This window comes from Paraburkholderia sp. BL23I1N1 (assembly GCF_003610295.1).
GTDB lineage: Bacteria > Pseudomonadota > Gammaproteobacteria > Burkholderiales > Burkholderiaceae > Paraburkholderia.
Genome location: NZ_RAPV01000001.1, coordinates 3,501,838 through 3,515,285, shown reverse-complemented (window position 1 = coordinate 3,515,285; position 13,448 = coordinate 3,501,838). Strand labels below are relative to the sequence as shown.

Here is a 13,448-nt window from a genome sequence, read left to right as displayed (position 1 = left end):
ATTCATCACCATTCGGTTTTGCTTTCCGCCTACGTGGTCGGCGACGTATCGCTGCCCGGCGGATGCGCGCCCGGATCGGGCGGCAGGGCGGTCAACAGCCGCGGCCCATACTGCGCACCGGCCTTCCAACCCGCCTGCCAATCCGCTTCGCCGACGGGTTGCGCCGCCAGCATCACGAGGCTATGCGCGGCCACTTCGACCTCGGGCAGCGCCAACCGGTGCGGCGCGCTTTCCGGCTCAGCCGTGTCGAGCAGCACATGCCATTCCAGATGGGGCGCGGGCGGCGTGAAACGCAGCGTTTCCGCCGCGGCGTTGAGCATCATCAACAATACTTCGGTTTCGCCGTTCAAGCCGGGACCCGCGCGACGCAGCGTGAACGCGCGGCCTTGGGGGTCCTGCCAGGCTTCGATGGTCAGCGGATCGCCGTGCTCATCGAACCAGCCGACGTCGAACAGGCCCGGCAACACTTCGCGGTCGCCGAACAGAAAACGCGTTTCGCGTAGCAGCGGATGCTGTTTGCGCAGCGCGATCACGCGCGCGACGAACGCGGTCATCTGGCGGCCGTCGCGCGATTCCGCGCGCTCCCAGTCGAGCCATGATAGTTCGTTATCCTGGCAGTACGCATTGTTGTTGCCATTCTGCGTGCGCAGCGCTTCGTCGCCCGCCAGCATCATGGGTGTGCCGAGCGCCATCAGCAGCGTGGCGATCAGCGAGCGGGCCACGCGCTTGCGGGTGTCGAGAATGGCCGGATCGTCGGTGGGGCCTTCCACGCCCCAATTGCGGCTGCAGTTTTCGTTGTGGCCGTCGTTGTTGTCTTCGCGATTTGCCTCGTTGTGCTTGTGCTCGTACGCGGTCGTATCGATGAGCGTAAAACCGTCGTGCGACGTTACAAAATTGACCGATGCCCACGGTTTCCTGAAACGCCGGTTGAACAGATCGGCGGAACCGGTCAGACGCGCGGCGAGGTCGGGGCGCAGGCCCGCGTCACCGCGCCAGAAGCGGCGCACCGTGTCGCGGAAACGGTCGTTCCATTCGGCGAACCCCGGCGGATGATTGCCGAGTTGATAGCCGCCCGGGCCGATGTCCCACGGTTCGGAAATCAGCTTGCGTTGCGACAGGAGCGGGTCCTGGCGTAATGCGTCGAAGAAACCGGAGCCGGGATCGAACCCGTGTTGCTCGCGGCCGAGCGTCACGCCGAGATCGAAACGGAAGCCGTCGATATTGAATTTCGTCGACCAGTAACGCAGCGAATCCATCACCATCTGCAGGACACGGGGATGCTGCAGGTTCACAGTATTACCGCAGCCGGTGTCGTTGATCTGGTGGCGTTCGTCGCCGGGAATCAGACGGTAGTAGCTCGCGTTGTCGAGGCCGCGCCATGAGACGGTCGGCCCCATCTCGTTGCCCTCGCAGGTGTGGTTGTAGACCACGTCGAGAATCACTTCGATGCCGGCCGCGTGCAACTGACGCACGGCGATGCGCATTTCGTCGAGCCGGTGTGTGCTCAGATACGACGGTTCCGGGGCAAAAAATGCCGCAGTGTTGTAACCCCAGTAATTGCGCAGGCCGCGTTCCACCAGAAAGCGGTCGTTCAGAAACGCGTGCACGGGCAGCAATTCGACAGCGGTCACGCCGAGCTTCAGCAAATGCTCGATGAATTCCGGCGAAGCCAGCGCGGCGAACGTGCCGCGTTCGTGCTGGCGCAAATCGGCACGCAACATCGATACGCCGCGCACATGCGCCTCGTAGATGACGGTTTCGCCCCACGGCACATTCGGGCGTTTATCGTGCGACCAGTCGAAGGCTTCGTCGATCACGACGCACTTCGGCATGGCCGGCGCCGAATCGCGGCGGTCGATCGACAGGTCGGCACGATTCGAATGCACGCGATAGCTGAACAGCGCGTCGGACCAGCGAAATTGCCCGACCAGTTTGCGTGCATACGGATCGAGCAGGAGCTTGTGCGGATTGAAGCGATGCCCATGCTGCGGCTGATAGGACCCGTGCGCGCGAAAGCCGTAGGCCGTGCCGGGGTGCGCGTTGGGCAAATAGCCGTGCCAGACTTCGTCGGTACATTCGGGCAACGTGAAGCGTCTCATCTCCTTGCGGCCGGTGGGATCGAACAGGCAAAGCTCGATTTTCTGCGCATTTGCCGAGAACACCGCAAAGTTGACACCGAGGCCATCCCAGCTGGCGCCGAGCGGATAGGGCGAGCCGGGCAGAAGCCGGTCGGGCAGTGCATGCGACATGATTCCCCTTCCTTGTTCTGTTTTATGAGCGCTATCGTGGGACTTCATGCGACGAGCGCGCGGTCGCCAGGCCGCGCGCTCGCCTTACAACCCATCCATCAATCCGCGCGTAAAACGATCGTCGCCAAAGGCGGCAGCGTCAGCGCAGCGGAATGCGGCCAGCCGTGGCTCGAGATGGTGTCGGTATGAATCAGCCCGCCGTTGCCCATGTTCGAGCCGCCATACACGCCGGCATCGGTATTCAGCACTTCCACCCAGCGGCCGCCGCGCGGCACGCCGATCCGGTATCCGACCCGCGGCACCGGCGTCATATTGCACACGACGACGATTTCGCGGCCCTCGGCATCGGCGCGGCGGTAGGCGTACACGCTGTTGCCGCTGTCGTCGCCGATCAGCCATTGGAAGCCGCCCGGCTCGCTATCGAGCCGATGGAGTGCGGGCTCCTCGTTGTACAGACGGTTCAGATCGCGCACCAGCTTCTGCACGCCGTGATGGTCCGGATCGTCGAGCAGATGCCAGTGCGGCGACGTGTCGTGATCGAATTCGGCCATCTGGCCAAATTCGCCGCCCATGAACAGCAGCTTCTTGCCCGGATGCGTCCACATGAAGCCGAAGTACGCGCGCAGGTTGGCGAACTTCTGCCAGCGGTCGCCGGGCATCTTGCCGAGCAGCGAGCCTTTGCCGTGCACCACCTCGTCGTGCGAGAGCGGCAGCACGAAGCGCTCGGAATACGCGTACACCATCCCGAAGGTCATCATGTGGTGATGGTATTGGCGGTAGACCGGGTTCTCCGTCATGTAGTGCAGCGTGTCGTGCATCCAGCCCATGTTCCATTTGAACTGGAAGCCGAGGCCGCCGTCTTCGACGCGCGCCGTCACGCCGGGCCACGCGGTCGATTCCTCGGCGATCGTGATCGCGCCCGGCACGCCCGGCACATAGCCGACTTCATGATTCAACCGTTTCAGAAACGCGATCGATTCGAGGTTTTCGCGCCCGCCGTAGATATTTGGCACCCACTCACCGGGCTCGCGCGAATAGTCGCGATACAGCATCGAGGCGACCGCATCCACGCGCAGGCCGTCGACGTGATAACGCTTCAACCATGCCAGACCCGATGCCACCAGGAACGCGCTCACCTCGTTGCGGCCGAGGTTGTAGATCATCGTGTTCCAGTCCTGGTGATAGCCTTCGCGCGGATCGGCGTGCTCGTAGAGCGGCGTGCCGTCGAAGTCGACGAGGCCATGCGCGTCGTTCGGAAAGTGCGCGGGCACCCAGTCGAGAATCACGCCGAGGCCGGCCGCGTGCGCCTTATCGACGAAGCTGGCGAACTGCTCGGGTTTGCCGAAGCGCGCGGACGGCGCGAACTGTCCGAGCGGCTGATAGCCCCACGAACCGCCGAACGGATGCTCGGCAATCGGCATGAACTCCACATGCGTGAAGCCCATGCCTTTCACGTAAGGAATCAGCCGTTCGGCGAGCTCTTCCCAGACGAGGCCGCGCTGACCTTCTTCGGCGACGCGCAGCCACGACTCGGCATGCACTTCGTAGATTGAGATCGGCGCGCGCGGGGTTTGTCTGGCGGCGCGCGACTGAATCCAGTCATGGTCGGTCCATGCAAACTGTTCAATCTCGTCGACATGCGCGACCACCGACGCGGTGCCCGGCGGCCGTTCCGTTTCCATGGCGCACGGATCGGCTTTTAGCGGCAACGGATGGCCGTCGCGCGAGAGTAATTCGTACTTGTAGCGCGTGCCGTGCCCCACGCGTGGCACGAACAGTTCCCATACACCGGCCTGATGACGCAGCCGCATCGGATGACGGCGCCCGTCCCACGAATTGAAGTCGCCGACCACCGACACGCGCCGCGCATTCGGCGCCCATAAGGCAAAACGCACGCCTGGCACACCGGCTATTTCCATCGGGCGTGAACCGAGGCATTCGAGTACGGCGTACGGGTCGCCTCCGGCGAGACGGCCCAATGGCTCGTCGCCGAGTACGGGGCCGAACGAGTACGTGTCCTCGATTTCCTGCACGGTGCCGTGCCAGTCGATGCGCAGGCGATAGGGCACCACAGACGTGACGCGACCGGCAAACAGCCCCGGCCTGAGTGGCTGGAGCTCGCCGAGCGTGGAGCCATCCGCGCGGGAAATCACGGTGACGTGCGAGGCGTTGGGCAACAGCGCGCGCACCACCGGACCGGAGTCCGTCGGATGCATGCCGAGCTGCGAGAAAGGATCGGGGTGTCGCGCTTCAACGAGCGCGTCGATATCGAGCGGTTGGAGGCCGGCGGCCGGATCATGCTCACTCATAGTCGCCCTCGGCCGGGTTAGGCGATGCGGAGGCGTCTGGCGCCTCAGTGGATGGATCGTGCTGTGGGTTACCGGTGTCGCCGAGCAACCGGCTGGTGAGCGCGGCAAGGCCGCGTACGGGCAAACTGAGCCACGTCGGACGGTTGGCCGCTTCGTAACGGATTTCGTACGCGGCTTTCTCGATCAGGAACAGATCGAGCAAGGCCTGTTCGGCTTCGGGCGCCGCCAGCGGCACAGGCGAATCCGCGACGGCCGCGCGGTATTCCGTCAGGAACGTTTCGGTGGCGTGTGCGCGGAAACGCTCGAAGAGGATGCGCTTGCGATCGGCGGTTTGTTGCGGCGCGCTTTCCATGGTGGACTGCGCCGCGGCGCTCGCATACGACAGTGAGCGCATCAAACCGGCCACGTCGCGCAACGGGCTCGACTTCTGGCGCCGTTCCTCCAACGTGCGCGCGGGCTCGCCTTCGAAGTCGATCAGATACGCGTCGCCTTGCGCGACCAGCACCTGACCCAGATGGAAGTCGCCGTGAATGCGCGAGCGCAACGCCCCCGCATTGCGCGTGACCAGCTTGTCGACGGCTTGAACGAGCGCGGCGCGACGGTCGATCAGGCTTTGCGCCAATGCCTTGGTGTCCGGGTCGCTCATCTGCTCGATGCGCGGCGCGAGCAGATCGAGCGCGCTGGCGAGCACGGATTGCGTGCCGTCGACCCACGCCTTCACCTGTTCGGCGCTGGCGGGTTCCGGTGCGAACGCCGGGTCGTCGGAAGGCGACGCGAGCACCACGTGCAATTCGCCTAGCCGCTTGCCGATGATGCCGGCGAGCGTACTGTAGCCTTCCATGAGAATCGCTTCGTTATCGCGGTCCAGCGATTGCGCATCCGTATCGACGGCGATGGCGAGCTCGTCCACTGAGCGGCGCAGGTAGTCGAGCGACCAGTTCCAGGCGTCGCCCTGATTGTCGATATAGCCTTGCAAGATCGCGAGTGTATGCGGCACGCCTTCGGGATCGACGCGCACCACTTCACCATATAGCGGCGCGGTGTTCGCGTAGCCGAGCTGGGTCAAATAGCGGCTGATTTCCGCTTCCGGATGAATACCGCTCACCAGACGTCGCACCAGCTTCAGCACGGCGGCGTCGGCGATGATCAGCGAGCTGTTGCTTTGCTCGGCCGCCAGCCAGCGGATCTCGGGCCGCTCATCGAGATGGTCGAGTTCGGAGAAACGCTCGGTCGGGATGAACCTGATTTCGCTCTTCTGCACGGTTGGAAAAACGGCGCGCTCGCGCAGCTTGCGCAGAACGCCGTGAGCGAAGATCGGCAGGGCGAACGCGTCGGTCAGGTGACCGACGTTGCGACCGCGGCGAACGCGTGCCAGCGCCAGCTGAAGGAACAGCGGCGTGGTGGTTTCGCCGCCCCACGTGATGGCGATCGGCACCACGTAGCGTTCGGTGTGATTGCCGACGTCTGCTTCGATTTCGGTGAACGCGAAGCCGCCATTCGGGATCGTGGTCAGCGCGGCGAGGCGCACAGCATGCATCTTCTGATCCTTCGAGGCAAACCAGCGGCGCCGGCTCAGCCATGACGGCAGCACTTCGGATTCGAGCAGCCGGACGTTTTCCGGCGTCGGGCCGACCTGACCCTCGCGAATCACGATCGTGACGAATTCGGGCAGCGGTTCGGAATGCGCCTGCGCCCATGTCGGGCGCTGGTCGCCCGAGCACAGCATGAACCACAGGAAACCGTACGGCGGGAAGGTCAGCAGATAAGTGAGTTGACCGATCGCGGGGAACACGGAATCCGCGGTCATTTCGATTGGCACAGAGCCGTTGAACTCGGAGAGATCGAGTTCAACCGCTTGCGGCGCGCGCGACAGATTCGCCACGCACAGGATCGGCGGTTCGTCCGGGATTTCGCGCAGATACGCAAGAATCTTGCGGTTTTCCGGCTTCAGGAAACGGATGGTGCCGCGTCCGAAGGTTTGTTTCGCGCGGCGCGTGGAGAGCATGCGCCGGGTCCAGTTCAACAGCGAATGCGGGTCGCGGCTTTGCGCTTCGACATTGACGGCGTCGAAGCCGTATAACGAGCCCATCACCGGCGGCAGCACCAGTTGTTCCGGATCGGCGCGCGAGAAACCGCCGTTGCGGTCCGACGACCATTGCATCGGCGTGCGTACGCCGTCACGGTCGCCGAGGTGGATGTTGTCGCCCATGCCGAGCTCGTCGCCGTAATAGATCACGGGTGTGCCGGGCATCGAGAGCAGCAGCGAATTGATCAGCTCGATGCGGCGGCGGTCGCGCTCCATTAGCGGCGCAAGGCGGCGGCGAATGCCGAGATTCAGGCGCGCGCGGCGATCGCTCGCATACGTGTTCCATAGATAATCGCGCTCGGAATCCGTCACCATTTCGAGCGTCAGCTCGTCGTGATTACGCAGGAAAATCGCCCACTGGTTGGTTGCCGCGAGGTCCGGCGTCTGCCGCATGATGTCGGTGATCGGGAAGCGGTCTTCGCTCGCAATCGACATATAGATGCGCGGCATCAGCGGGAAGTGGAACGCCATATGGCATTCGTCTTCGTCGCCGAAGTATTCCTTCACGTCTTCCGGCCACTGGTTCGCTTCGGCGAGCAGCATGCGGTTCGGATACTCGGCGTCGATGGTCGCGCGGATCTTCTTCAGTACTGCGTGCGTTTCCGGCAGGTTCTCGTTGTTGGTGCCTTCGCGTTCGACGAGATACGGCACCGCGTCGAGCCGCAGCCCGTCGATACCCATGTCGAGCCAGAAGCGCATCACCTGCAGCACTTCCTTCAGCACGGCCGGATTGTCGAAGTTCAGATCGGGCTGATGCGAATAGAAGCGGTGCCAGAAGTAGGCGCCCGCGACCGGATCATGCGTCCAGTTCGACGGCTCCGAATCGATAAAGATGATGCGTGTTTCCTGGTACTTCTGATCGGTATCGGACCACACATAGTAGTTGCGATGATTCGACCCCGGCTTTGCGCGACGGGCGCGTTGAAACCACGGGTGCTGATCCGAGGTGTGGTTGATCACTAGCTCCGTAATCACGCGAATGCCGCGTGCGTGCGCTTCCTGAATGAAGCGCTTCACGTCGGCAAGCTGGCCGTAGTCCGGATGCACATTGCGATAGTCGGCGATGTCGTAGCCGTCGTCGCGACGCGGCGAGGGATAGAACGGCAGCAGCCAGATCGCATTCACACCGAGCTCGGCGATGTAATCGAGCTTCGCGATCAAGCCGGGAAAATCGCCCACGCCGTCATTGTTCGCGTCGAAGAACGACTTGATGTGCACCTGATAAATGATCGCGTCTTTGTACCAGAGCGGATCGTCGCTCAAGGCGGCGGGCTTGCCGCGCCGATGCGAACGTGCTTTGACGGCGCTGCCGGTGGCCGCGCCCGTATGGGCCTGCGACGTGGTTTGGGCTGGATCGTCACGCTTCATGTCGCACCTTCCGCTTCAGTGAAGATTGGGTTGCCGGCGTGGTCTGCGTGATAGTCGTTATCGGCATCGTCCGGGCGGTCGGCGGGTAGGCCGCCGAGCGGCGCGATGCGCCAGATCGAAAACGGCTGACCCGAACCGAGCCGGACGTGCTGCCAGCGGCCGTGCCATTCGAAACGCGCACCGGTCATCTGATCGGTCACTTCCAGCGCGCCATGGTCGTGCAGATTCCATCGCCTGAAAGTGTCCCACGACAATTCGATGTCCGCGCCCTGTTCGTTGAACGGGTCGAGATTGATCGCCACCAGGATGACGTTGTCGCGCGAGTCGGTCGCTTTTTCGAAGAACAGGATGTTGTCGTTGTGCGCGGTGAGGAACGTGAGACCAAGATGCGTTTGCAAGGCCGGGTTCGCGCGGCGAATCCGGTTCAATGCACTGATTTCGCCGACGATGTTGCCTGGCCGATTCCAGTCCCACGCGCGCAGCTGATACTTTTCGGAGTCGAGATATTCCTCGCTGTTCGGCAGCGCGGCGGCCTCGCACAATTCAAACCCGCTATACACGCCCCATAAACCGGCGAGCGTGGAGGCGAGCGCCGCTCGGATCAGAAAGCCCGAACGCCCCGACGACTGCAAATGCCGCGGGTTGATGTCCGGCGTGTTGACAAAGAAATTCGGCCGGTAGAAATCACGCGCGCCGGTTTGCGTGAGTTCGGTCATGTACTCGATGAAATCGCGCTTCGACTCGCGCCACGTGAAATACGTGTACGACTGCGAAAAACCGATCTTGCCGAGGCGGTTCATCATGCGCGGCCGCGTGAAGGCTTCGGCGAGGAAGATCGTGTCGGGGTAGCGCGAGCGCACGTCGTCGATCACCCATTCCCAGAACGGCAGCGGCTTGGTGTGCGGATTGTCCACCCGGAAAATATGCACGCCGGCTTCGATCCAGAACAGGAAGACGTCGCGCAGCGCGAGCCACAAATCGGGCTTGGCGTCGTGCGCATAGAAGTCGGGGTTGACGATGTCCTGATACTTCTTCGGTGGATTTTCCGCGTAACGCAACGTGCCGTCCGGACGCCAGGCGAACCACGTCGGATGCTCCTTTAGCCACGGGTGATCCGGCGAGCACTGAATCGCGAAGTCGAGCGCGATTTCGAGGCCGTGCGCGTGGGCGGCCGCCAGCATTTGCTTGAAGTCGGCGAGCGTGCCGAGTTCGGGATGCACGGCGGTGTGGCCGCCTTCGGCCGCGCCGATCGCATAGGGGCTGCCGACATCGCCCGGTTGTGCGTTCAGCGTGTTGTTGCGGCCTTTGCGGTTCGCGAGGCCGATCGGGTGGATTGGCGGGAAGTACAGCACGTCGAAACCCATGTCGCGGATGCGTGGCAGTTTCGTGACGACGTCGGCGAAGGTGCCGTGACGCGATTCGTCATCGCTCATCGAACGCGGGAAGATCTCGTACCAGCTGGCGAAACGCGCGGCGGTTCGTTCGGCGTCGATCCTGTAGACGATCGGATCGCGGCTCAGGAACGGGCGGTGGCGCGCGGCGCGCATCGCCCCCGCGGTGGCCGGTTCGAGCAGCAGCGCGAGCTTCGCTTCGGCGTCGGCCTTGGTGAAGCGTTTGACGATGTCTTCGAGCGGCTTCGTCACCGTACCTGCCGAGGCCTCCGCGGTTTCCACTTCGGCGAGCACCAAAGCGAACAGATGAGCGGCTTCGTCGAGTTCGAGTTCGACGGTTTGACCCGCTTTCCGCTTCTTCTCGATATGCTCGACGAGTGACGCAAAGTCGTCGCGCCATGCGATGACCGTGAATTCATGACGGCCAAGGCGCTCCAGCGGAATGCGCGCTTTCCAGATATCGAGGCCGGCCGGCTGGGCGGGGCTCATCGGTACTTCGTGCCAGGCGGTTTCGTCGGCGGCGCGCCAGACAACGGCGGCGGCGATCTTGTCATGGCCTTCCGCGAAGATTGCGGCGGTGATTTCGGCGCGCTCGCCCACTGTGCGCTTGGCGGGGAAGCGTCCATTGTCGACCGAGGGTGTCACGCTCTCGATCGCCACGCGCGGCGCGGCGATCGCCTCCAACACGGTCTTGTGGCCGCTGCGCTTGCTGCTCGCCTTGTCGATCGGCGGCGCGAGACGGATCGGTTTATCGGCAACCCCGCGAAACAAACGGACTGCGCCGGGGGCGAGCGTGAAGGGCGTCAACCCGGCGGGCGTGTCATGCCCGGGCGCGTCGAGCGGGACGAAGCGCGTGACGTTGCCCGGCACGCCCGGCAGGAAACGGGCGGGATCGACGCGCACGGGCGCGCCGAGTTCAGGATTGATAGCGATCAGGATCGCTTCGCCGGCGTCGCGCAGATCAGGCGTGTCGGCGCGCAGCAACACCGCTGCGGGCGCGCCGGGCCCGCTTAGCGGGCGCAATTCGCCGTTGGCGTGCAGCGTCGTCGTATTGCGCACCATCTCGTTCGCATGGCTGATCCGTTCCGAAAGATCGAAGGGCTTCGACTGGCAGGCGAGAGCGAACTGCGCGGCATCGCCGCGTGTCTGCGACATCGGCTCGTGGACGCCGTACTCGAAGCCCATCGGCATCATCCAGCCCGTGCCGGTCGAAGCCGACGCGAGCAGCGCGCGCCGATAGGCCCGCTCGACGATGGCGGCGTCGTGCGCATCGCTGAGATCGGCGGCGAGGCGGGTGCCGTAAGGCGCTTCCGGAAAGGCGATGGGGGCGGCGATCCGGGCGAGAGCGGCATGCTCTTCCACCATCCAGCTCGCGCGGAAATCCCACCAGCGCACCGACGAGAACACGCTGTCAAAGCCCGCGCCGTCGAGGCCGAGCAGGTCGCCACGGGCGAGACCCGGCGTGGCGGCGAGGAAACGTATGTGAGGATGCTTCGCGCGAACCGCGTCGCCGAGTTGCCGCCACACGGCGGCCGGCACGCGATGCGGCGAATCGAACCGGACGCCGCCAACCCCCGCGTCGGCCAGCGCCAGCAGTTGCTGCGTCCACCAGCCGACTAGCGCGGCGCGGCTGGCGGCGTCGTTGAAGTTGGCATACGCGACGTTGTCCTCGTGATGCACGTGGCGCGGATCGAGCCGCGCCTCTTCAGACTCGAATGGGTGGAACCAGCCGGTATGTTCGGCGTACAGCGCGCCATCGGCGGCCATCCGGTCGATCACCAGATCGATCAGCAAGGCCAGGCCGTTCTGACGGGCAGTGTGCGCAAGCGAGCGGATGGCCTCCGTAGCCGGTTGCCGGGTTTCGAACACCGGATGCATCCGGCCGTGATTGCCGACCACCTGTGCGTGACCCGCCCGGCCCGGCTCGAAAACGCCGCCGATCAGCGCGTGATCGAAACCCAGTCCGGCTGCGTGAGCGAACTGCGCGGGCCATGCATCGAGCGGCCCGACGAGAAGTGAATGAAGAAAATAAATCCGTGGCGCGTACCCGTTTGGAGATTCCATCGGTCGTTTCCAGATTCGTCCTGCTGCGGTGTGGATGCAATTGACATGCGATCACAGCGCTCATTGGGCTTCCAGAGCCGGATACCGCGCGACGCGTGAAGCCAGGGCGCGTACTGGTCAATGTAGTGCAAAGATCGTCACGCCGCTGGCCAGTTGCGGGTGCTTTGACGCCAGGCGTCGATGGCACGGGGCCGGCCAGAACTATTCGCAAGACGCAGCAAACGGTGTGCCAGTTGTGCCCGTGCGCTTTGGATTGAGGCGATGGAACGGGGGGAGGCGCGCCCAGCAGGAAGGGCGGAGGGAGGACGGCGGAGGGAGGCCCCAGGGCGGAGTAGCCCGTGGGCGCGGACGGCCCGCGTGTAAAACGGGCGGGCGTCGTCCGGGTTTTTACATGGCTAGGAGCCGAGCAAGCCCGCCGCGATGTTCACGCACAAGCCGAGCACGGCAACATTGAAGTAGAACGACAGGATCGACTGCGCGAGCGCCGCGCGGCGAATCGACCGCGAGCGCAGCACCACGTCCGAGGTCTGCGAGGCCACCGCGATGGTGAACGAGAAGTACAGGAAGTCCCAGTAGTTCGGCTGGAGCTTGTGGTCGGGAAACAGCAGGGCGGTCTCCGTGGCATCGGCGTCGTAGTAAAGCCGCGCGTAGTGCGACGTGAAAATAGTCGGGATCATGAACCATGCGCCGAACATCGTGAGGCCGGTCAGCAGGTAGTGCCATGCAGTCGAGGCACCGGCGGTGCCCTTCGCCGAAGCCAGTTCGAGCACGATCGCCGCAATACTGGCGACCGTCGCGACGCAGATCACGACCAGCACCACGCCCGCGTTTTCGTCGTCGCGCCGCGCGAATTCGCGGACATGGCCTTCGTCGGCGGCGGCCATGTGTATCCAGATCAGCACGAGATAGCTCCACACGGCGGCATCCCAGCCGGCCAGAACACGCACCATGGGGCGCGTGTGTTCGGGGAGCGCCAGCGCGGCCACGAGACCGACGGCGAGGCCGATCAGCATGCGTGGTCGATTGCGAAGAACCTGCGGATAAATTTTTGTGAGCATGGGATCAGGAGTGGAGGGCCGTCTGTTCGCGGATTCTACTCGCGCATCGGGCGCCGTTTGTCGAATGGGGGAATCACAGGCTATAGTCTTTCGCAACGGCCTTGCGTGTCGCTTTCAGTTGAAAGGCGATTGGCAGGCGGCGTGTTTTTTGTCGTGCGCGTTGAAAATGACCCACGATCGACTCACCATCTGGAGTCCCCATGACAGATGTTCCTGAGAGCAAAGAGACGCACCCGGCCGGGCTTTCGTCGTCAACTTCGTCTTCGCTGCGTTCTTCTCAGAGCTCTTCGCAGTCGCCCTCGTTTCAAGCTTCACGTTCGTTTTTGATTTCCGCCCCGCGCAGAGCATGGGTGCTCGGCGCATGCGCCACTGCCGCCGCGCTGGCATTTGCCGGCGCGGGCCGCTCGCTCTCGTGGATTGCCCCAGCGTTCGCCGATGCGCCCGCCGGCGGCGGCCTCGATGCCTTCCTCGCGCTCTCGCAACGTCTGACCGGCCGCACGGGCTTCGACGCCGTGCTCGGCAAACGTGTCTACGATGCCCTCGCCAAATCCGACAGCCAGTTCTCCCAGAACGTCGCCGCGCTCAACACGTGGCTGCAAGGTCATGGCGGTGTACCGTCCGATACGGTCACGCAGGCATTGCAGGTCGATCAGCCGGCGCTCGCCAGGTTCGTCAGCGCGATCACGCGTGCGTGGTATCTCGGTCTCGTGGGCGACATGCCGCATGTGGAGGTGGTCGCTTATGAAAAAGCGCTGATGTTCGAGCCGGTCAAAGACGTGCTGACGATACCGTCCTATTGCCGCGACGTACCGTTCTATTGGACACAGAAGCCGGTGAGCGCCTGAACGACGTTCCTCTCGCGCGTGCCGGTTTGTCGTAGCGTCGTATTGCCTGATTGAGCTGTTCGACGAAACGCCGGGACG

The 13,448-nt window shown here is 63.9% G+C and carries 6 protein-coding genes; 1 reads left to right on the top strand and 5 read right to left on the bottom strand.

Annotation, left to right across the window (positions count from 1 at the left end):
• Positions 1-29 precede the first annotated feature (29 nt).
• The 5 genes from glgX to B0G76_RS16345 form a co-directional block, all read right to left on the bottom strand.
• Positions 30-2,249 carry a glycogen debranching protein GlgX gene (gene glgX / locus B0G76_RS16365; RefSeq protein WP_120293537.1) on the bottom strand — a complete coding sequence of 740 codons (2,220 nt, stop codon included), beginning with the start codon at positions 2,247-2,249 and terminating at the stop codon, positions 30-32.
• A 98-nt stretch (positions 2,250-2,347) separates the two neighbouring features.
• Complete coding sequence (gene glgB, locus B0G76_RS16360) at positions 2,348-4,558, bottom strand: 1,4-alpha-glucan branching protein GlgB (RefSeq protein ID WP_120293536.1); 2,211 nt, start codon at positions 4,556-4,558, stop codon at positions 2,348-2,350.
• On the bottom strand, positions 4,551-8,012 hold the full coding sequence (treS, locus tag B0G76_RS16355) for a maltose alpha-D-glucosyltransferase (protein ID WP_120293535.1): 3,462 nt from the start codon (positions 8,010-8,012) through the stop codon (positions 4,551-4,553). The genes glgB and treS overlap by 8 nt, the downstream gene beginning before the upstream one ends.
• On the bottom strand, positions 8,009-11,467 hold the full coding sequence (locus B0G76_RS16350; RefSeq protein ID WP_120293534.1) for an alpha-1,4-glucan--maltose-1-phosphate maltosyltransferase: 3,459 nt from the start codon (positions 11,465-11,467) through the stop codon (positions 8,009-8,011). Before B0G76_RS16350 ends, treS begins: the two co-directional genes overlap by 4 nt.
• 395 nt (positions 11,468-11,862) lie before the next feature.
• On the bottom strand, positions 11,863-12,525 hold the full coding sequence (locus B0G76_RS16345) for a DUF1345 domain-containing protein (RefSeq protein ID WP_120293533.1): 663 nt from the start codon (positions 12,523-12,525) through the stop codon (positions 11,863-11,865).
• 200 nt (positions 12,526-12,725) lie between these two features.
• On the opposite strand from B0G76_RS16345, the gene B0G76_RS16340 reads away from it, so the two are divergent.
• Positions 12,726-13,370 carry a sugar dehydrogenase complex small subunit gene (locus B0G76_RS16340; RefSeq protein WP_183082070.1) on the top strand — a complete coding sequence of 215 codons (645 nt, stop codon included), beginning with the start codon at positions 12,726-12,728 and terminating at the stop codon, positions 13,368-13,370.
• Positions 13,371-13,448 lie beyond the last annotated feature (78 nt).